This window comes from Sphingobium sp. SA2 (genome assembly GCF_032227065.1).
Lineage (GTDB): Bacteria > Pseudomonadota > Alphaproteobacteria > Sphingomonadales > Sphingomonadaceae > Sphingobium.
The window spans coordinates 2,761,306-2,782,025 of sequence record NZ_JAPMXX010000006.1 but is presented as its reverse complement, the minus strand read 5'-3'; the positions used below and the strand labels follow the sequence as shown (position 1 = coordinate 2,782,025).

The 20,720-nt window shown below is 64.3% G+C and carries 18 protein-coding genes; 12 read left to right on the top strand and 6 right to left on the bottom strand.

Going from position 1 to position 20,720, the window contains the following annotated elements:
* The first annotated feature begins 136 nt into the window (after positions 1-136).
* The 4 genes from OVY48_RS20995 (at position 137) to OVY48_RS20980 (ending at position 6,438) form a co-directional block, all read left to right on the top strand.
* Positions 137-2,527, top strand: a complete 2,391-nt coding sequence (locus tag OVY48_RS20995; protein WP_313924314.1) for a glycoside hydrolase family 3 N-terminal domain-containing protein — start codon at positions 137-139, stop codon at positions 2,525-2,527.
* Between the two features lie 14 nt (positions 2,528-2,541).
* A complete protein-coding gene (gene manD, locus OVY48_RS20990; RefSeq protein ID WP_313924313.1) occupies positions 2,542-3,753 on the top strand; it encodes a D-mannonate dehydratase ManD in 1,212 nt (403 codons plus the stop codon).
* A 133-nt stretch (positions 3,754-3,886) separates the two neighbouring features.
* Positions 3,887-5,170 carry an MFS transporter gene (locus OVY48_RS20985; protein ID WP_313924312.1) on the top strand — a complete coding sequence of 428 codons (1,284 nt, stop codon included), beginning with the start codon at positions 3,887-3,889 and terminating at the stop codon, positions 5,168-5,170.
* Positions 5,167-6,438, top strand: coding sequence for an SGNH/GDSL hydrolase family protein (locus OVY48_RS20980; protein WP_313924311.1), 1,272 nt, complete (start codon positions 5,167-5,169; stop codon positions 6,436-6,438). Before OVY48_RS20985 ends, OVY48_RS20980 begins: the two co-directional genes overlap by 4 nt.
* Before the next feature lie 10 nt (positions 6,439-6,448).
* On the opposite strand, the gene OVY48_RS20975 is transcribed toward OVY48_RS20980, so the two are convergent.
* Positions 6,449-6,928 (bottom strand): Lrp/AsnC family transcriptional regulator, encoded by a 480-nt coding sequence (locus OVY48_RS20975; RefSeq protein ID WP_037478016.1) that lies wholly within the window; start codon positions 6,926-6,928, stop codon positions 6,449-6,451.
* Positions 6,929-7,027: 99 nt separating this feature from the next.
* On the opposite strand from OVY48_RS20975, the gene putA reads away from it, so the two are divergent.
* Positions 7,028-10,627 carry a trifunctional transcriptional regulator/proline dehydrogenase/L-glutamate gamma-semialdehyde dehydrogenase gene (gene putA / locus OVY48_RS20970; RefSeq protein ID WP_313924310.1) on the top strand — a complete coding sequence of 1,200 codons (3,600 nt, stop codon included), beginning with the start codon at positions 7,028-7,030 and terminating at the stop codon, positions 10,625-10,627.
* A gap of 4 nt (positions 10,628-10,631) precedes the next feature.
* Here putA and OVY48_RS20965 read toward each other — a convergent pair whose 3' ends face one another.
* Positions 10,632-11,117 carry a nuclear transport factor 2 family protein gene (locus tag OVY48_RS20965; RefSeq protein ID WP_313924309.1) on the bottom strand — a complete coding sequence of 162 codons (486 nt, stop codon included), beginning with the start codon at positions 11,115-11,117 and terminating at the stop codon, positions 10,632-10,634.
* 149 nt (positions 11,118-11,266) lie between these two features.
* Here OVY48_RS20965 and OVY48_RS20960 point away from each other — a divergent pair, with 149 nt between their 5' ends.
* Positions 11,267-12,604 (top strand): aromatic ring-hydroxylating dioxygenase subunit alpha, encoded by a 1,338-nt coding sequence (locus tag OVY48_RS20960; protein ID WP_313924308.1) that lies wholly within the window; start codon positions 11,267-11,269, stop codon positions 12,602-12,604.
* 9 nt (positions 12,605-12,613) lie between these two features.
* Here the strand turns inward: OVY48_RS20960 and OVY48_RS20955 are convergent, their stop codons facing one another.
* Complete coding sequence (locus tag OVY48_RS20955; protein WP_313924307.1) at positions 12,614-14,665, bottom strand: PBP1A family penicillin-binding protein; 2,052 nt, start codon at positions 14,663-14,665, stop codon at positions 12,614-12,616.
* 108 nt (positions 14,666-14,773) lie between these two features.
* Here OVY48_RS20955 and OVY48_RS20950 point away from each other — a divergent pair, with 108 nt between their 5' ends.
* Positions 14,774-14,971, top strand: a complete 198-nt coding sequence (locus OVY48_RS20950) for a hypothetical protein (protein WP_313924306.1) — start codon at positions 14,774-14,776, stop codon at positions 14,969-14,971.
* A gap of 56 nt (positions 14,972-15,027) precedes the next feature.
* On the opposite strand, the gene OVY48_RS20945 is transcribed toward OVY48_RS20950, so the two are convergent.
* Positions 15,028-16,338, bottom strand: a complete 1,311-nt coding sequence (locus OVY48_RS20945) for an MFS transporter (RefSeq protein WP_313924305.1) — start codon at positions 16,336-16,338, stop codon at positions 15,028-15,030.
* Between the two features lie 138 nt (positions 16,339-16,476).
* Between OVY48_RS20945 and pgsA the strand changes: the two genes are divergently transcribed.
* Genes pgsA through OVY48_RS20930 form a run of 3 tightly spaced genes read left to right on the top strand, consistent with a single transcriptional unit; the run spans position 16,477 to position 17,745 of the window.
* A complete protein-coding gene (gene pgsA, locus OVY48_RS20940; RefSeq protein ID WP_313924304.1) occupies positions 16,477-17,040 on the top strand; it encodes a CDP-diacylglycerol--glycerol-3-phosphate 3-phosphatidyltransferase in 564 nt (187 codons plus the stop codon).
* Positions 17,041-17,050: 10 nt separating this feature from the next.
* Positions 17,051-17,305: a molybdopterin converting factor subunit 1 gene (gene moaD, locus OVY48_RS20935; RefSeq protein WP_313924866.1), complete on the top strand. Its 255-nt coding sequence runs from the start codon at positions 17,051-17,053 to the stop codon at positions 17,303-17,305.
* Positions 17,302-17,745, top strand: coding sequence for a molybdenum cofactor biosynthesis protein MoaE (locus OVY48_RS20930; RefSeq protein ID WP_313924303.1), 444 nt, complete (start codon positions 17,302-17,304; stop codon positions 17,743-17,745). Before moaD ends, OVY48_RS20930 begins: the two co-directional genes overlap by 4 nt.
* Here the strand turns inward: OVY48_RS20930 and OVY48_RS20925 are convergent.
* Both OVY48_RS20925 and OVY48_RS20920 read right to left on the bottom strand, forming a co-directional pair.
* The gene (locus tag OVY48_RS20925) at positions 17,742-18,671 is read right to left on the bottom strand and encodes a hydrogen peroxide-inducible genes activator (protein WP_313924302.1); all 930 of its coding nucleotides are present in this window, start codon (positions 18,669-18,671) and stop codon (positions 17,742-17,744) included. The two genes, OVY48_RS20930 and OVY48_RS20925, sit on opposite strands and share 4 nt — an antisense overlap.
* A 39-nt stretch (positions 18,672-18,710) precedes the next feature.
* A complete protein-coding gene (locus tag OVY48_RS20920) occupies positions 18,711-19,484 on the bottom strand; it encodes a sulfite exporter TauE/SafE family protein (RefSeq protein WP_313924301.1) in 774 nt (257 codons plus the stop codon).
* A 168-nt stretch (positions 19,485-19,652) separates the two neighbouring features.
* Between OVY48_RS20920 and epsC the strand changes: the two genes are divergently transcribed.
* A complete protein-coding gene (gene epsC, locus OVY48_RS20915) occupies positions 19,653-20,366 on the top strand; it encodes a serine O-acetyltransferase EpsC (RefSeq protein WP_069066594.1) in 714 nt (237 codons plus the stop codon).
* The gene (locus OVY48_RS20910) at positions 20,366-20,716 is read left to right on the top strand and encodes a DUF2794 domain-containing protein (RefSeq protein ID WP_069066595.1); all 351 of its coding nucleotides are present in this window, start codon (positions 20,366-20,368) and stop codon (positions 20,714-20,716) included. The genes epsC and OVY48_RS20910 overlap by 1 nt, the downstream gene beginning before the upstream one ends.
* Positions 20,717-20,720: the final 4 nt, after the last annotated feature.

The following is a 20,720-nucleotide window of genomic DNA, read 5'->3' as shown; positions in this document are numbered from 1 at the left end:
CTTACCAATGGTAACGCTATCAGCGATAATCCGGCAAGCAGAAACGTGACAGCTCGGTAAAATTGGAGAGGCGCATCATGACCCATCCCCGCACAATAGCGAAACGGGCGACGATTTACATCGTCCTGACGGCGCGATGACCATGGCCTTTGCCCGTCGCCAGGCGCTCGGCCTGCTCGCGTCCAGCTCGCTCGTCGCCGCTACCCCGGCCATCGCCGCCCCGGCCATCGCTGCGAAGAAAGCCGGCCCGCTCTATAAGGACGCGACCGCGCCGATCGACCTGCGCGTCCGCGACCTGCTCGGCCGCATGACGCTGGAGGAAAAAGTCGGTCAGATCATTGCGCTCTGGGCGACCAAGGCCGACATCATGGATGGCCTGACCTTCTCCCCGGCCAAGGCGAGCAAGGCCTATCCCGCGAGCTTCGGCCAGATCACCCGCCCGTCCGACAAGCGCGGCGCGCCCGACGGCTCGCAGCAAGCAGGCGGCGTCGGCGCACGCTGGCGCACCCCGGCGGACACCGTCGCCTTCATCACCGCGATCCAGAAATGGGCGATCGAGGAGACCCGACTCGGCATCCCCGTCCTCTTCCATGAAGAATCGCTGCACGGCTATATGGCGACCGAGGCCACCAGCTTCCCGATGGCGATCGGCCTGGCGGGCAGTTTCGACCGCCAGCTCATGCACGACATCCAATCCGTCACCGCCCGCGAAGTCCGCGCCCGCGGCGTGCATCTCGCTCTGTCCCCGGTGGTCGATATCGCCCGTGATCCGCGCTGGGGCCGGATCGAGGAAACTTTTGGCGAAGATCCCTATCTCTGTGGCGAAATGGGCGTCGCCGCCGTGTTGGGTCTGCAGGGCGAAAGCAAGCAGATCGGCCCGGACAAGGTGATGGCAACGCTCAAACATATGACCGGCCATGGCCAGCCCCAAAGCGGCCAGAATATCGCGCCCGCGTCCATCTCCGAACGCGAATTGCGCGAGAATTTCTTCCCGCCCTTCCGCGAAGTCGTCCGCCGCACCGGCATCGCCGCCGTCATGCCCAGCTATAATGAGATCGATGGCGTCCCCAGCCATCAAAACAAGTGGCTGCTCGGCGATATCTTGCGCGGCGAATGGCATTTCGACGGCGCGGTGGTCAGCGATTATGGCGCGGTCCACGAACTCGACACCATCCACCATGTCCAATCCGACCCGGAAGCATCGGCCCGTGCCGCGCTGCGCGCCGGGGTCGATTGCGAATTGCCCGATGGCCTGACCTATCGGACGCTGGTGAGCCAGGTTCGCGCGGGGAAGGTGCCGGTCGAAGCCGTCGATATGGCCGTGCGCCGCATGTTGACGCTCAAATTCCGCGCCGGCCTGTTCGAAAATCCCTGGCCGCGTCAGGATTATGCCACGCTGACCGGCAATGCCGAAGCGCGCGCGCTGGCTTTGAAGGCCGCGCACAAGTCGATCGCGCTGCTCAAAAATGACGGCACGCTGCCCCTGACCGCAGGCGCGCAGCAGCGCGTCGCGGTGATCGGTCCCAATGCCGCCGTCGCGCGCCTTGGCGGCTATTCCTCTATCCCGCGTCAGGAAGTGTCGCTGCTCGAAGGCATTGAGGCCAAGCTCAAGGGCAAGGCGCAGGTGGTCCATGCCCAGGGCGTCTTCATCACCCAAAGCGAGGATCGCTCGGCCGACGAGGTGCTGCTCGCCGATCCCGCCAAGAACCGCGCCTTGATCGCCCAGGCGGTCGAGGTCGCCAACAGCGCCGATGTCATCATCCTCGCGATCGGCGACACCGAACAGACCAGCCGCGAAGGCTTTGCCAAAAACCATCTCGGCGACCGCACCAGCCTCGACCTGCTGGGTGAACAGAATGACTTGTTTGTGGCGATGAAGGCGACCGGCAAGCCCGTCATCGTCTGCGCCATCAACGGCCGCCCGCCCAGCTATCCCACGGTCGTTGAAGGCGCGAACGCGCTGCTCGAATGCTGGTATCCGGGGCAGGAGGGCGGCACGGCGATGGCCGACATTCTCTTCGGTGACGTCAATCCCGGCGCCAAACTGCCCGTCAGCGTCGCGCGGGATGAGGGCCAGATCCCGATCTTCTACAACCGCAAGCCATCGGCGAGCCGAGGCTATCTGTTCGCCGAAAACACCCCGCTCTTTCCGTTCGGATATGGCCTCAGCTACACCCGCTTTGAATTTGGCCAACCCCGCCTGTCCGCGCCGCGCATCGGCATAGGTGGACAGGTGACGGTCGAGGTCGATGTCCGCAATGTGGGCGACAGGGCCGGGGACGAAGTCGTCCAACTCTACGTCCATGATCAGGTCGCCAGCGTCACCCGCCCGATCAAGCAACTCAAAGGCTTCGAACGCATCACCCTCGCACCCGGTGAAAGCCGGACCGTCCGCCTGCCGCTCGGCCCGGATGCTTTCGCGCTGTGGAATCTCGACATGGACGAAGTGGTCGAACCCGGCCTGTTCGACATCATGGTCGGGCCGGACAGCGAAAATCTCCAGACCGTCACGCTCGAAATCCTCTGAACAGGACCACGCACATGCCTAAAATTCTTGATGCCAGGGTCATCATCACTTGCCCCGGCCGCAATTTCGTCACCCTGAAGATCATCACCGAAGATGGCGTCTATGGCCTTGGCGATGCGACACTCAACGGCCGCGAACTGGCGGTGGCCAGCTATTTGCAGGACCATGTCATCCCCTGCCTGATCGGGCGCGACGCACACCGGATCGAGGATATCTGGCAATATCTCTACAAGGGCGCCTATTGGCGGCGCGGCCCGGTCACCATGTCGGCGATCGCCGCCGTCGATACCGCGCTGTGGGATATCAAGGGCAAACTGGCGGGCCTGCCCGTCTATCAACTGCTCGGCGGCGCCAGCCGCGAAAATGTGATGGTCTATGGCCATGCCAACGGCACCACGATCGAGGATACGGTGGCGGTCGCGCTCGATTATCAGCGGCAGGGCTATAAGGCGATCCGCATCCAGTGCGGCGTCCCCGGCATGGCGTCCACCTATGGCGTCAGCAAGGACAAATATTTCTACGAACCCGCCGATGCAGACCTGCCGACCGAAAATTTCTGGAACACGTCCAAATATATGCGCGTCGTGCCCGAATTGTTCAAAGCCGCGCGCGAAGCGCTGGGCTGGGACGTCCACCTGCTGCACGACATTCATCATCGCCTCACGCCGGTCGAGGCCGGGCGACTGGGCAAGGATCTCGAACCCTATCGCCCCTTCTGGCTCGAAGATGCGACGCCCGCTGAAAATCAGGAAGCGTTCAAACTGATCCGCCAGCACACCACCACGCCGCTGGCCGTGGGCGAAATCTTCAATTCCATCCACGATTGCCGCGAACTGATCGAAAACCAGCTGATCGACTATATCCGCGCCACCGTGGTCCACGCCGGCGGCATCAGCCATCTGCGCAAGATCGCCAACCTCGCCGATCTCTATCAGGTCCGCACCGGCTGCCACGGCGCGACGGACCTGTCGCCGGTCTGCATGGCTGCCGCGCTGCATTTCGACCTCAGCGTGCCCAACTTCGGCGTACAGGAATATATGCGCCACACCCCCGAAACCGACGCGGTCTTCCCCCACGCCTACAGCTTCGCCGACGGCGCGATGCATCCCGGCGAAGCGCCGGGGCTAGGCGTCGACATCGACGAAGAACTGGCCGCGAAATATGAGTATAGCCGCGCCTTCCTGCCGGTGAACCGGCTGGAAGACGGCACGATGTTCAATTGGTGATAGGTTTATCCATTCACATGTTGTTTTTCACGGCACCCACATCCGTTCGTGCTGAGCTTGTCGAAGCACGTCCGCGCCCTTCGACAGGCTCAGGGCGAACGGATGTAGGCGGAACTGGCGGGTGAATGAGTCGATGAATACTGCCATCCCCAAACCCTCCGGCAAAGTCCGCTGGATCGTCTGCGCGCTGCTCTTCTTCGCCGTGGTGCTCAGCTATGTCGATCGCCTCGTCCTGCCGACGCTCAAGCCCGATCTTCAGGCGCGCTATGACTGGAGCGAGAGCGGCTATGCCGATCTCGCCATCTGGTTTCAGGCGGGCTACGGCATTTCCTACGTCTTCTTCGGCCGTCTGATCGACAAGATCGGCGCACGGGCCGGTTATACGCTGGCGGTGTCGCTGTGGACCATCGGCCATGTCGCGCACATCTTCTTCACCTCGACGGCAGGCATGTTGCTCGCGCGCATCCCGCTCGCGATCGGCGAGGCGGGGACATTCCCCGCCGCCATCGCCGCAACCAACGAATGGTTCCCCAAGAAGGAGCGCGCCTTCGCGATCGGCATCTTCAACGCCGGGTCCAATGTCGGCGCGATCCTGACCCCGCTGATCGTCCCGATCATCGCCGTCACCCTCGGCTGGCGCTGGGCCTTCATCCTGACCGGGCTGCTCACGGTCATATGGCTCGTCGCCTGGCTCGGCTTCTACCGCAGCCCGCGCGAGAAGAAGAGCCTCACCGCCGAAGAACTGGCCTGGATCGAAACCGACCCCGTCGAACCCCAACGCCCCGTCAAATGGGCGACGCTGTTCCGCCTGCGCCAGACCTGGGCCTATATGGCCGGGCGCTTCCTCATCGATCCGGTCTGGTGGACCTTCCTCTTCTGGCTGCCCGATTTCTTCAACAAACAATATGGCGTCAAGATGCTCGACTTCGGCCCGCCGCTGATCGCCGTCTATCTGCTGGCCGATGTCGGCTCGGTCGCGGGCGGCTGGGCGTCGTCGCGCTTCATCGGCCGGGGCTGGAGCATCAATCGCGGGCGCAAGACCGCGATGCTGCTCGCCGCGCTCTGCGCCGTCCCGATCGCCTTTGCCACGCACGCGCCCAATATGTGGGCCGCTGTTGCGCTAATTGGGCTTGCCTGTGCTGGGCATCAGGGCTTCTCCGCCAACCTGTACGCTTTGCCGGGCGACGTCTTCCCCCGCTGGATGGCCGGGTCGGTCGTCGGCCTCGGCGGCCTGGCGGGCGCTGTCGGCGGCATGATGATGGCCAAGTTCGCCGGGGTCATCCTCGAAACCGTCGGCAGCTACGGTCCCATCTTCGCCGTCGCCTCCTGCACCTATCTCGTCGCGCTCGCCACCATCCACCTCATCATCCCGCGCTATCAGACCGTCGATAGCGCCGCCATCAGGGCTGAACCATGACCCGGCTCCTCCTCCTGCAAAAAGCGTCAACCAGTGTACGGGTCGCTGTCCGCTTGGCCTGCATCGCCAGCGCCTTGGCCACCGCTTCTGCCCATGCGCAAAGCTGCACCCCGACCTGGGTCGCTGGCTGGGCCTCGTCCCAATTCCGCCCCACCGGCGACGCCGCGCTCCCGCCCGGCACGCTGGCGAACCAGACCCTGCGCCAGGTCGTCCGCCCCTCGGTCAGCGGCGACCGCGTCCGTGTCCGCCTGTCCAATCTCGCTGGCACCCGGCCGCTCCCCATCCTGGGCGTCAGCATCGCCCGCGCCACCAGTTCCGCCGCGCCCACCATCGATCCCGCCACCCGGATCGCGCTCCGCTTCGATGGCAAGCCCGACGTCATCATCCCGCCCGGCGCGGACTATCTGTCCGACCCGGTCCCGCTATCGGCCAAAGCGCTCGACACGCTCGCCATCTCGATCCGCTACGCCGCCGCCGACCCCGAACAGACATCGCATCCGGGGTCGCGCGCCACCTCCTGGCATCTGCCCGGCGACCATCTGTCCAACCCGCAATTTGCGGGAGCGGCGAGTTTCGACCATTGGTTCAACCTGGCCGCGCTCGAAGTCGAACGCTGCGCTCCCGCCCAACTCATCGTCGCGCTGGGCGACTCGATCACCGACGGCAAGAACAGCACTACCAACGGCAATGATCGCTGGACCGACCGGCTGGCCGAACGACTGCAGGCCGACCCGAAGCGCCGCCATATCGCGATCGTCAATCAGGGGATCGGTGGCAACCGGCTGCTCGACGATGGGCTTGGTCCCAACGCACTCGCCCGGCTCGACCGCGATGTGCTGGCGCAGCCCGGTGTCACCCATCTCATCCTGCTTGAAGGGATCAACGATCTCGGCACGCTCACCCGCGAAGCGCCTGTCAGCATCGCCGCGCATCAGGCCCATGTCGCCCGCATCATCGGCGCCTATCGCCAGATCATCGCCCGCGCCCGCGCCAAGGGGATCAAGGTGATCGGCGCGACCGTCATGCCCTTCGTCGGCAATGATTATTATCACGCCGATGCCCAGAACGAAGCAGACCGCCAGGCCGTCAACACCTGGATCAGGCAGCCGGGCAATTTCGACGCGGTGATCGATTTCGATGCCACGACCCGCGACCCGGCACGGCCCGATCGCTTGGCGCCCGCCTATGACAGTGGCGACGCGCTCCACCCGTCGCCGCGCGGTTATCGGGCGATGGGCGACGCGATCGCGCTGGACCTGTTCGACTGACCGGCAGACGCTATTTCCGCCGCCCCCCGGCATCCAGCACCGTCTCCATCGCAACGAAGGTGGAGGTACTGGCAACATGGGGCAGGGCGGAAATCTTCTCGCCCATCACCATGCGATAGCGCCGAATATCCGCCGTCCGCACCTTGAGCAGATAGTCGAAGCTGCTCGCGATCATATGGCATTCCTCGACTTCCGCGATCCGCCGCACCGCCATGTTGAACTCATGCAGCGCCGCTTCGCGGGTGTCGCTCAGCTTGACCTCGGCAAAGGCGACATGATCCATCCCCAGCTTGGCCGGATCGACGATCGCGCGGAACCCATGGATCACGCCGGTTTCGATCAATCGCTTCAGCCGCACCTGGCATGGCGTCTTGGACAGGCCGACCAGCGCCGCCAGATCGGTCACCGTCATGCGGCCGTCTTCCACCAGAGCGGCGATGATCTTGCGGTCGAATTCGTCCAGATCGACTGTTGAGGCGGCTTTATCCATCATTGCTGCCTAACAGAGAGGCATGAATAAGTCACATCCGCCGCACAAACAGACCTGATAAGGCAGATCGGCGCCATCATATGCGATATGATGCACGGTATGACCGTCCAGCCCCCCTTTGCCGCCTTCGCTCCTGCCATCCGCGCCCAATCTCCGTTGCGGCAGGCGATCACTGACGCCTATCGCCGCGATGAAGCCGAGGCGCTCGCCCCGTTGATCGCAGCGGCGACACTGCCCGATGCGACCCGCGCCTCAGCGCGGGAAACGGCTCACAAGCTCGTCACGGCCCTGCGCGCTAACCACAAAGGCACCGGCGTCGAAGGCCTGGTGCAGGAATATGCGCTGTCCAGCCAGGAGGGCGTCGCGCTGATGTGCCTTGCCGAAGCGCTGCTCCGCATCCCCGATGCTGCGACCCGCGACGCGCTGATCCGCGACAAGATCGCCGACGGCGACTGGGGCTCGCATCTGGGCACCGATAAGTCGCTGTTCGTCAACGCCGCCACCTGGGGGCTGGTGGTCACCGGCAAGCTGGTCGGCAGCGTCGATGATCGCGGCCTTGGCGCAGCGCTGACGCGCCTCGTCGCACGCGCGGGCGAGCCGGTCATCCGGCGCGGCGTCGACCTCGCCATGCGGATGATGGGCGAACAGTTCGTCACCGGCGAAACCATCAAGGAAGCGCTCAAGCGCGCCAAGGTGATGGAGGCCAAGGGGTTCGCCTATAGCTATGACATGCTGGGCGAAGCGGCGACGACGGCGGACGACGCCGCCCGCTATTATGCCGATTATGAACAGGCGATCCATGCCATCGGCAAGGCGTCGGCCAAGCGCGGCGTCTATGCCGGTCCCGGCATTTCGATCAAGCTGTCCGCGCTACACCCGCGCTATGCCCGCGCCCAGGCCGACCGCGTCATGGCCGAGCTTCTGCCCCGCGTGCAGCAACTCGCCGTGCTCGCCAAAAGCTATAATATCGGTTTCAACATCGACGCGGAGGAAGCCGACCGGCTCGACCTGTCGCTCGACCTGCTCGAAAGCCTGGCGCTGCATCCTGCTCTCTTCGACTGGAACGGGCTTGGCTTTGTGGTCCAGGCCTATGGCAAGCGTTGCCCCTTCGTCATCGACTGGATCATCGATCTCGCCCGTCGCGCCGATCGCCGTATCATGGTCCGCCTGGTCAAGGGCGCCTATTGGGATGCGGAGATCAAGCGCGCGCAGGTCGATGGCCTTGCCGATTTTCCGGTCTACACCCGCAAGCTGCACACCGACATCGCCTATATCGCCTGCGCGCAAAAGCTGCTCGCCGCCAAGGACGCGGTCTTCCCGCAATTCGCCACCCATAATGCCCAGACGCTCGCCACCATCCATGCGATGGCCGGGCCGGATTTCAGTATCGGCACTTATGAGTTTCAGTGCCTTCACGGCATGGGCGAGCCGCTTTACGAACAGGTGGTCGGCGCAGGCAAGCTGGATCGCCCGTGTCGCATCTATGCGCCGGTGGGCACCCATGAGACGTTGCTCGCCTATCTCGTCCGCCGCCTGCTCGAAAATGGCGCGAACAGCAGCTTCGTCAATCGCATCGCCGATCCGGCCGTATCGGTGGACGAGATGATCGCCGACCCTGTCGATACCGTCCGCGCCATGCCCCATCCCGGTGCCCGTCACGACCAGATCGCGCTCCCGGCCGCCATCTTCCCTGATCGTCGCAATTCCGATGGCATCGACCTTAGCGATGAAAAGGCCTTGGCGAGCCTGACGCAAGCGCTCCAGCACAGCGCGACGCTGGACTGGACCGCCGCACCGGAAGGCGGAGCGGGCGAGGGGCAGCCCGTCCGCAACCCGGCCGATCATCGCGATATCGTCGGCACCGTCGTCGAAGCAACGGTGGACGATGCCCGCGCCGCCGCGATCCGGGCGGCCGCATCGCTGTGGCGCAACACGCCGGTCGCCGATCGCGCCGCCGCGCTCGATCGCACGGCCGACGCGATGCAGGCGCGTATGCCGATCCTGCTCGGCCTCATCGTCCGCGAAGCGGGCAAGTCTATCCCCAACGCCATCGCCGAAGTGCGCGAGGCGATCGACTTTCTACGCTATTATGCGCAGCAGGCCCGCACCACCTTCGGGCCGCAGCAGCAACCGCTCGGCGTGGTCACCTGCATCAGCCCGTGGAACTTCCCGCTGGCAATCTTCACCGGCCAAGTCGCCGCCGCGCTGGTCGCGGGCAATGCGGTCCTGGCAAAGCCTGCCGAGGAAACGCCGCTGATCGCCGCCGAAGCCGTCCGCCTGCTCCACGCCGCGGGCGTGCCGACCGACGCGCTCCAGCTTCTGCCGGGCGATGGCGCGATCGGTGCCGCGCTCGTCGCCGCGCCGCAGACCGCTGCGGTCATGTTCACCGGATCGACCGACGTCGCGCGCCTGATCCAGCGCCAGCTTGCCACCCGCCTGTCGCCGCAGGGCAGACCGATCCCATTGATCGCCGAAACCGGTGGGCAAAATGCCATGATCGTGGATTCATCGGCGCTCGCCGAACAGGTCGTCGCCGACGTCATCGCCTCGGCCTTCGACAGCGCGGGCCAGCGCTGTTCGGCGCTGCGCGTCCTGTGCCTGCAGGAGGATGTCGCCGATCGTACGCTGACGATGCTCAAGGGCGCACTTGCCGAACTCAGCCTCGGCCGCACCGATGCGCTCAAGGTCGACATTGGCCCGGTCATCACGGCCGAAGCCCAAGCGGGTATCAACGCCCATATCGATGCCATGCGGGCGATGGGACGGACGGTGGATCAACGCCCGCTGCCGCCCGAAGCCGCGCATGGCACCTTCGTTGCGCCGACCATCATCGAGATCGACAGCCTGACGGACCTGGAACGCGAAGTGTTCGGCCCGGTCCTGCATGTCCTGCGCTTCCGTCGCGACGGATTGGACGCGCTTGTCGGTGCGATCAACGCCACCGGCTATGGCCTGACCTTCGGGCTGCATACCCGTCTGGATGAAACGGTCGCGCGGGTGACGCGCCGGGTGAAGGTCGGCAATATCTATATCAATCGCAATGTCATCGGCGCGATCGTCGGGGTTCAGCCCTTTGGCGGCTGTGGTCTGTCCGGCACTGGGCCAAAGGCAGGCGGGCCGCTCTATCTGGGGCGGCTGGTCACCACGCCGCCGGTTCTGGCGGCGCGCGTCAGCCGCCTGCAAACGCCGCTCCACGCCTTTGCCGACTGGCTTGATGCGCAGGGCTATGGCGAGGCCGCGAGCGAGGCGCGCCGGGCAGGCGACGCGTCGGCGCTGGGCGTCGAAATGACGCTGCCGGGTCCAGTCGGCGAGCGCAATCTCTACACCCTCCATCCGCGTGGGGCCATGCTGCTGCGCCCTGCCACCCGCGCCGGACTGTTCCGTCAGATGGCCGCGATCCTCGCCACCGGCAACAGCGCCACGGTGCAGGGCATGACGGTCCCGCCAAGCCTGCCGCCGGAGGTGGCCTCGCATTTCACGGCAGAGGCCAATGCGCCCATTGCCGCGATATTGGTCGAGGGGGACGCCGAGCGCGTCGCCGCTGCGGTCCAGGCCGCTGCTGATCTGCCCGGCCGGATCGTGCCGGTCCATGCCGAAACGGCGGATGGCTATTGCCTCGATTGGCTATTGGAGGAAGTCTCCACCTCGATCAACACGACCGCGGCTGGGGGCAATGCCAGCCTGATGATGATCGGCTAAGGGCTCAGCCTCCGATCATTACCTGCAGCCGCGAAATGCGCGAGCGGTGGATGCGCCAGCGGCCGTCCACCCGCTTATAGTCTTCATGATAATGGCCGCAGCCATGCAGGGTCATGCTGGTGCCGCTGGCATCCCAAATCTGGTCCTCCATCGCGATCACGCCGCGCGCGTCATCCGCGCCGACGATCTCGACTTCATGACAATGGCCATGATGGACGGTGCGTTGCGTGCCGATCGCGGCCTGGATGAAGGCGATGATGGTGTCGCCGCCCTCATAGACCCAATCATTGCTTTCCGCCGCCCGGCCTTCGTCGCCCTTGCCGTCGATACTGAGTGATGCGCGTGCGTCGAACAGGGCGTCGTCGCAGAAGACGTCGCGCAATCCGGCCCAGTCCTTATTGTCCATCAAGCGGAAATAGCGGGCCTTGAGCTGTTTGATCGCCTCGATCGCCAGCAATGTCTCGACGCCATCCATGCCACCATCTCCCATCGATGTTATCGCCCTCTTATGCGGTCGAACATCGTCCCGCCCCACCTGCGACAAGTGCCAGCCCGTGCCGCCTGACAGAAGTGCAAGGCGACGGGGCAGGCCATGACGCCTATCCCTTGGGTTCAAGAATGCCAGCAGGAGAGAGCAGCATGGACCAGCCCGCCATTCATCCGCTGACCATGGACGGTCGCGATCCCGCCGCACTGCGCGGCGATCCGATCAGCGGCGACCGCTATACCAGTCGCGAATTCATGCAGCAGGAATGGGACCATCTGTGGACCCGGATCTGGCATGTCGCGGGGCGGACGGCGGAGTTGGAGGAGCCGGGCGACTATGTCGTCCACGACTTCCGGCATGAAAGCGTCATCGGCATCCGGCAGGACGATGGGAGCATCAAGGCCTTCTACAATGCCTGCGGGCATCGCGGCATGCGCCTGACCGATGGCAGCGCTTTTGCCGAGGCCTTCACCTGTCCCTATCATGGCTGGAAATGGGGCAAGGACGGCATGCTCCAATATGCGCAGGACCCGCATGATTTTCCGCAAGGCAACCCCTGCGGCAAGTTGAAGCTCAAGGAACTGCGCTGCGCTACCTGGGGCGGGTTCGTCTGGTACACGATGGATGACGCCGCGCCCGACTTGCTCGACTATCTTGCGCCGATGCCTGAGCTTTACAAAAATTACCCGATGGACACGGGCGTCCGGGTGTTCTGGATGAAGATCAACCTCAACACCAATTGGAAGTTCGCGACCGACAATTTTTCCGAAAGCTATCACACCCGCACCGCTCATCCGCAGGTGCCGCCATGGATCGACCAGGATGTCGATACGGCCCGGCATGAAATGTATCCAGCAGGCCATGGGCGCACCGTCCAGCCGATGCGGCCCTCGCTCAGCGACCGGCTACCCGACGGCGTGCCGCACCCGTTCGACCATATCCTGCGCCAGTGGGACATCGATCCGGACAGCTACCCGGACTATGAGACCAAGGCGATGCAGGGGTGGCTGGACCTCAAGGCCGCCAAGCGGCGGCTATGGCGCGAGCGGGGCTATCTCCATTATGAACATATGGATGATGAGCAGATCACCGACAGTCCGCATACGGTGATCTTCCCCAATGTCACCATTTCCTTCCTGCCCGACAATATCCTGTTCTTCCGCACCGAACCCCATGCCGACGATCCGGGCAAATGCACCTTCGATCTATGGTGCATGGCCTTTCCAGTGGCGGGGCAGACGGAGGTGGAATCGATCATGGCGGGGCCACAACCGTTCAGCGAAGCGGACATGCTTTGGCGTGATTTCGACAATGGCCGGGGCGTGCCGGAGATTGAGGGGCAGATCGTCTATCAGGACATGATGCTGGCCGAAGGGATGCAGCGGGGGATGCATTCGCGCGGCTATGGCGACGCTTACCTAAGCGCACAGGAAACGCGGGTTCGCTATTTCCATGAGGTGTTGAACGACTATCTGGCGGGACGGCGCTAGTTCAGGTCATCATGGGACATTGTCCGCTTCGCTGTCCGGCCTTGTGGGGACGGTCGGCGGCGGAAGTGTATCGGGCACGCCGGGGACAGGTTCGTCGATGGGCAGGCGGATCTGACTGCCGCCGATATTGACGGTCATCCCGCCGTCATCGACGCCCACGCCGACATTGCCGATGCCGGTTTCCACCGTGATGTTGGCGATGGCGTTGACGAGGTCGGCGTCCTGGGTTTCTTCGGGGGCGTCCGCGACCGGTTCGTTGATCGCGCCGCTCATGAAGTTGCGCCAGATGCGCGCGGGCATGCCGCCGCCTGCTGCGCCGCCGGGGAGCGGCTTGTTATCGTCATTGCCGACCCAGACAGCGGTAACGAGGCCGCCCGCATAGCCCACGAAAATGGCGTCGCGGCTGTCCTGCGTCGTGCCGGTCTTGCCAAAGGTGCTGGTGCGCAGGGCGGCTGCGCTGCCCGTGCCGCGATTGGCGGCGGAGGAGAGCAGGTCGCGGATCATCGACAGTTCATCGTCATCGAAGGAGCGTTGGCGCTCCATCAGCCGTTCGAACCAGCCCCGTTCTTCGGGCGGCAGGCCGTGGGCGAGGACGGGATAGGCCCCGGCCGCGACCGCCGCATAGGCTTCAGCCAGTTCGATCAGCGGAATTTCCGACGTGCCGAGCGCGAGGCTCAAATCCTCGGTCAAGGGCGCGGTGATGCCCAGGTCACGCGCGACCTTGATCACGGCATCGACGCCGACCTTCTGCGTCAGGCGGATGGCGGCGACATTGCTCGACGCGGCGAAGGCCTGACGCAGGCTGATGCGCCCGCGATATTTGCCACCATGATTGGCCGGACGATAGCTGCCGGTGGTGATCGGCGTGTCGTCGATCATGTCTTCGGGTGTCATGCCCGCGCGGAAGGCGGCGAGATAGACGAACAGCTTGAAGGTCGATCCGGGCTGGCGCTTCGCTTGCACCGCGCGATTGAAGCTGCTCTTGCCGTAATTCTTGCCGCCGACCATGGCGACTACGCTGCCGTCGGGCTTCATTGCGACGAGCGCGGCCTGCGCGCCGCCCAAAGGCGCGCGGCGGACGGCGGCTTCGGCGAGGCGCTGGATGCGCCAGTCGAGCGTCGTTTCGATCTTCTGCTCGCCATAGACCGCGCCGGCCCGGTCGCGCGCCTGGGGCAGCACCCAGTCGGCGAAATAGGTGCCGGTGGTGGCGTCGGGCACATCATGGACGTTGAGGCGGGCGGGCGGCAGGGCGTTACGCTCCGCCTGGGTCAGATAGCCCGCATCGACCATCGCCTGCGTCACCAGCGCGGCGCGCGCGCGCGCGCCCTTGAGGTTGCTTGTCGGCGCAAGGCGCGAAGGGGCTTTGAGCAGGCCCGCCAGCATCGCGGCCTGCGGAATGGTGAGGCGGTCGGGCGAGCGGTTAAAATAATGGCGGGCGGCCGCGCGCAGGCCATAGACATTATCGCCGAAATAGACGTTCGACAGATAACGTTCCATGATCTGGTCCTTGGTCAGCCAGGCCTCCAGCCAGAGCGCGATCATCGCCTCGCGCGCCTTGCGCCCCATGGTGCGGTCGCTGGACAGGAACACGCCCTTGGCGAGTTGCTGGGTGATGGTGCTGCCGCCCTGCGACGAGCCGTCCGACCAGAGATTATGCCAGGCCGCGCGCGCGATGCCGCGCGGGTCGATGCCCCAATGGCTGGCGAAGCGGCGATCCTCGATCGCCATGAACGCCTGGGGCACATGGGCGGGGAGGTCCGCCATCGTCACCGGCGTATCGATGACCGCGCCGCGCCGGGCGATAAGGTGGCCATCGGCCGACATCAGGCTGAGGCTGGGCGGGGCGATGGGCTTGAGCGATTGCGACAGCGGCGCGGTGATAGCGAGCCACGCGATGGCAATCATGAGCAAGGCGAGGCCCGCCGCCATGATCCAGCCCAATATCTGCAGCCGTCGCCGCCATGGCGTGGGCGGCGCAAAGGCGCTGGGCGGCCCGGCGCCGAATTCGCGGGGCGGCGCTGGCGGTTCGGCGGGGGCGGACTCGTTCATCGGTGCGGCCATGCTGTGTTATTCAGATGATACAGTCAAGCCTGTCCCGCAGCGGGACAGGCGCAAATTGGCCATCATAAGTGATGGCACAAATGGTAAATAATGCGTTAACCCAACATTATGAGAAACCGAACCCTCGTCCTCACCACAGAATCGGCCCGGCATCCCTTTCGCCAGAGCCTCCCCGCCCATTTGCTGCGCGTCATGGACAAGATGCCCAAGAGCAAAGCGCGGGCGGTGGACGACGATAGCGACTGGAAGCTGTTTGGCCTGAGCTTCTGCGCCTTCTTCACCGCTTTCTACAGCTTCATTTCCTGAAGCCCTGAAAGCCGGGGCGGCGCTGGACCCCGGTTGGTGCCGGGATGCCGCCTGTTTTAATGGCACAGCGGGCCGTCGCAGGCCTTGTGCAGTTTCCACGCCATCGCCGCACAGGGCAGGGTGAGGAACGCCACCAGCAGCAATTGCATCACCACCGACATGCCAGCGATGCTGAGGCCGATCGCGCAGAGGGATCCCACCACCATTGCCCCGGAATTGACGATATTATTCGCCGCCACTGTGCGCGCCGCTTCGCATTTTTCGACGGTGGTGGTCAGGAAGGCATAGAGCGGCACGACGAACATGCCGCCGAAGGTCGACACGCCCAGCAGGCAGAGCGAAAGCGGTATGGCGAGCGGATGGGCGATGAAGCCCTGCAGCGAGAGCATCTGTCCTTCGGGTGCAGGCGGCCAGATGGCGCAGACGAAATGGAAGGCGACGATGCACAGGCCCATGCCGATCACGGAGGCGGGGGCATATTTGGCCGACACATGACCACGCAGCAGCCGGTTGATCGCCACCGAGCCGATGGCGATGCCGATCGAGAAAATGGCAAGGAACAGGCTGGCGACGGCCTTTTCGGCGGTCAGGACATTTTTGACCAAGGGGGGAAACTGGATGAACAGGATCGACCCGACCGCCCAGAACAGGCTGATCGACATGATCGCCAGAAACAGCCGACGGATATGCATCGTCCCGCGCACCAGCGCGACCGACGAGCGGATGATATGATAGTCGATCGGCTGTGCGGAAAGGAGCGACGGGGCCGGTGGCACCTGACGCCCGGCGACATAGCCGACCAGCGCGGTGATGATGATGCACACCGCCGCAGCCTCGATCGGGATGATTCCCGCCAGGATCGTGCCGGCCAGAATCGCGATATAGGTGCCTGCCTCTACCAGCCCGGTGCCGCCCAGCACTTCTTCATCATGGAGATGCTGGGGCAGGATCGCATATTTGATCGGGCCGAAGAAGGTCGAGTGGATGCCCATGGCGAACAGCGCGGCGAGCAGCAAAGGGATGGCGATCGTATGCACGCCGATGCCGCTCCAGATGAGGCCGAGGCCGACTGCGCCGACCAGCATGATCAGGATTTCGGCCGCCTTTACCCAGCGGATGATGAGAGCCTTGTCGCGCTGATCGGCGAGTTGCCCCGACAGGGCGGACAGCAGGAAGAAGGGCAGGATGAACAGGCCGGTCGCCAGCGCGCTGAACCAGGTTTCGGAACGCTCGTCATTATAGACTTGGTACACGACGAACAGCACCATCGCGTTCTTGAACAGATTGTCGTTGAACGCGCCGAGCAGCTGGGTGACGAACAGCGGCAGGAATCGGCGCTTGTTCAAGAGCCTGAGAGAGGCTTGCATGGATAGGGGCGTCTTCTTTCCCGTTAGCGACCGGGGCGGGGTCTAGCCGTTGGCGGCGTCCCTGTCCAATGCCCCTTGTATGGAGGTCGATATGCTGTCTGGCTTGTGTGCCGCGCCCGACTGTGGCAGGCGGCGGCTATGCTGACGCTGCCTAATCTGCTCACGCTTTCGCGTATCGTCACGGTGCCGTTGCTCGTCGCGCTGCTTTGGCCTGCGGAGATGGGCGCGCGCTGGACCACCGGCTATGCGCTGGCTTTCGGTCTGTATTGCTTGATGGGTGTGACCGATTATTTCGACGGCTATCTGGCGCGGGCGCAGGGGACGGTGTCTAAACTGGGCGTCTTCCTCGATCCCATCGCCGACAAGATCATGGTCGGCGCCGTTATTTTGATGCTGGCGGCGACGCGCGATATTACCGGGCCGCATATCATCGCGGCCATGGTCATCCTGCTGCGCGAGATTGCGGTGTCGGGCCTGCGCGAATTTCTGGCGGGGTTGCAGGTGTCGATGCCGGTGTCGCGATTGGCGAAGTGGAAGACGACGTGCCAGATCGTCGCATTGGGCGCGCTGATCCTGGCGGGGGCGGTGCCGCATCTGCTGTTCGTGCAGACCGTGGGCATCGTGACGCTGTGGGCCGCCGCCATCCTGACGCTGATCACGGGCTGGGATTATCTGCGCGTCGGCATCCGGCATATGGACTGAGGCGATGGCGATGCTGTCGATCGTCTATTTCGCGTGGGTGCGCGAGGCCATTGGGCGTGACGAGGAGCAGGTCGAGCGGCCTGATCCGGGCATGACGGTTGCGGATATAGTGGCCATGCTGGCGGCGCGGGGGGGCGGCTATGCCGAGGCGCTGGGCGATACCGCACGGTTGCGCGCGGCGGTCGATCAGCGATTCGTGCCGATGGACAGTTTGATCGGCGAGGCTAAGGAAGTGGCGCTGTTCCCGCCCGTGACCGGCGGATGAAGCGGGTCGCGATCCAGGCGGAAGATTTCGATGTCGGCGGCGAACTGGCGGCGCTCGAAGCCTTGGGCGGCGGCGGGGTGGCGAGCTTTACCGGCGTGGTGCGCGGCGACGACGGGCTGGTGGCGCTGGAACTGGAACAGTATCCGGCGATGACGCAGGCGCAGGTCGGGCGGATCGTCGATGAGGCGATGGGGCGCTGGCCGCTGCTGGGCGTGAGCGTCATCCATCGCTTCGGGCGGCTGGAGCCGGGCGCGCGGATCGTGTTCGTCGGCACGGCGTCGCGCCATCGCACGGCGGCGCTCGAAAGCTGCGCTTTCCTGATCGACTGGATGAAGTCGGATGCGCCCTTCTGGAAGAAGGAGCATTTTGCGGGCGGCGCGACTCAGTGGGTGGCGGCGCGCGACGAGGATGCGGTCAAAGCGCAGGGCTGGGACAGCTAGGCGGCTTCGGGCAGGCGGCAGTTAAGCGCGGCGGCATCGCGCAGGATTGCGGAAAGCAGGTGAAATTCCTTTTCGCGCGGGCTGTTCTTGCGCCAGACGAGGGCAATGTCGCGCCAGGCGCGTTCGGATTTGAGCGGGCGGGCGGCGATGCGGGTATGTTCCAATATGCCCGCCGCGATCGCCATTTCGGGGATCATCGTGACGCCCAGCCCGTTATCGACCATCTGAATGAGCGTGTGGAGCGAGGTGCCCATCATCGTCGCGCTGGCGCGCAGTTCGGGGCGGTTGCAGGCAGCGAGCGCATGATCCTTGAGGCAATGGCCATCTTCCAAGAGCAATAATTTGCTCTCATCGATCATGTTCGGGCCGATCCATTCTGGCAGGTCTACCGGCTCGTCATGCGGGAAGGCGACGAAGAGCCGGTCCTGGAACAGGATTTCGCTGTCCAGTTCGCCGATTGGGAAGGGCAGAGCCATCAGCACGCAATCGACATTGCCGTGGCGCAGCGATTCGACGCCTGCCTGGGTCGTTTCCTCGCGCAGATAGAGTTTGAGTTCGGGCCGGTCGGCGCGCAGGCGGGGGAGCATGCGCGGCAGTAGGAAGGGGGCGATGGTCGGGATGACGCTCATGCGCAATTCGCCGGTGAGCGGCTTGCCGGATGCTTCGGCGATGGCGGCCAGTTCCTCCGCCTCACGCAACACGCGATGGGCTTTGGCGACGATGCGATCGCCGAGCGCCGTGAAGCGGACGACGCGGCGGGTACGTTCGACCAACGTTACCCCGACCAGCGATTCCAGTTCGCGAATGCCGGCCGACAGGGTGGACTGGGTGACGTAGCAGCTTTCGGCGGCCTTGCCGAAATGCCCCTGTTCCTTGAGCGCGACAAGATATTGCAGCTGTTTGAGGGTGGGCAGGTAACTGGACATTTATCGGCTTCCTCGATCAGAAAGTCGAATATAAGTTCCTTAGCCGATAAATCCAAGCCATTTGGCGACGCCGAACAGCGACGTTAGCGTCAGGATGATGCCGACCGCCGTGAACAGGACGCGGGGGGCCACGCGGCGGGCAAGGATCGCGCCAAAGGGGGCCGCGACCACGCCGCCGATCAGCAATCCGACCGTATAGGTGGTGAAGGTTTCCCAGCCGAGATGGAACAGGAAGGTGATGCTGATCGAGAGGGTGAGGATGAATTCGACGCTGTTCACCGTGCCGATCGTGTGGCGCGGGCTGGCCCCCTGCAGCAGCAAATTGGAGGTGACAACCGGCCCCCAGCCGCCGCCGCCCGTCGCATCCATGAAGCCGCCGACCAGACCGAGCGGGGCCACCCATTTGGGATCGCGCGCCTTGGGCGGCAGATGGAAGCCGCGCCAGATGAGGTAGACGCCGATGGACGCCAGATAGACCTGGACGAACGGCTTGATGACCGCCCCGTCGATATTGGAGAGGAGATAGGCACCTGCGACGCCGCCAATGACGCCGGGGATGATGAGGCGAGCGAACAATCGCCAGTCGATATTCTTGTGCAGGATATGGCTGATCGCCGAGACGCCGGTGGTGAAGGTTTCGGCGGCATGGACGCTGGCCGAAGCGCGGCTGGGTGGTACGCCAAGCGCCAGCAGCAGCGTGCTGGAGATCACGCCATAGGCCATGCCGAGCGCGCCATCGATCATCTGCGCGCCGAAGCCGATCAGGATGAAGGGCAAAATGTCACCGAAATTGGCGATGAAGGCGTCGATCATCCGTTTCCCTTGACCTGATTGTCTACTCAGATGATAGGCATATCGCTTCCTGTAAAGCAAGGTTCCGTTTGGGGCCAGATATGGCCTCTTTCTCGCCTCTCTGGAAAAACTGGCGTCGCTCCTCTATATCGGGGCCAGCTTTAGTTTTTGTCAGGCAGGGGCGCGTCGATGTTGCGCAATCTCATTTCCTATCTGGATTCGGTGAAGAGCCGCGATCCTGCGCCCCGCTCCCGCGCGGAAATCCTGCTTTATCCGGGCGTCTGGTCGCTCGGCTATCATCGCATTGCGCATCGGCTCTATCGGGCGCGGCTCTATTTCCTGGCGCGCCTGGTCAACCATCTGTCGCGTTTTCTGACCGGGAACGACATTCATCCCGGTGCGAAGATCGGCAAGCGCTTCTTCATCGACCATGGCTTTACCGTGATCGGCGAGACGGCGGAGATTGGCGACGATGTGACGCTGTATCAGAATGTGACGTTGGGCGGGACTGACCCGGCAAACGGGATTGCGGGCAAGCGGCACCCGACCTTGTGCGATGGCGTGATCATCGGGTCGGGCGCGCAGGTATTGGGGCCAGTGACGGTCGGCGCGCGCGCGCGCGTGGGTGCCAATGCCGTGGTGACCAAGGATGTCGCCGAAGGCGCGACCATGGTCGGCATACCGGCGCGCGCCATGCTGGTCGACGTCACGGCCTATCAGCGTGATTTCATGCCCTATGGCACGCCCTGTTCGGACTGTTTCGATCCCGAAAAGCAGAAGCTGGAATTGCTGCAGTGCGAGGTCGAGCAGTTGCAGAAGCGGCTGGCCGAATTGATGGTCGAAAAGCAGCGGCCGTCGCTGCCCGATGACGCCAGCCTGTTTCAGGAGCGTGACCGGGCCTGATGAGCAATGTGACGCCGTTTCCCCATTCAGGAACGGGGCCGGGCGAGCGCCAGGTGGGGTTCGAACGGCTGGAGTTGCAGCGGATCATGGACCTCTACGGCCGGATGGTCGCCGCCGGACATTGGCGCGACTATGCGATGGACATGGGGCGCGAGGCCGCGATCTTCAGCGCCTTTCGCCGCACCGCCGAGCGGCCTGAATATCGCATCGAGAAGCGACCTGCGCTGCGCCATCGGCAGGGTATGTGGGTGCTGGTGGGTGAGGGTGGTCAAATACTCAAGCGCGGGCAGGATCTGCAGAATGTGCTGGCCCCGGTGGAGCGGAAATTGATGCGGGTGGTCGAGGGGTAAAGTG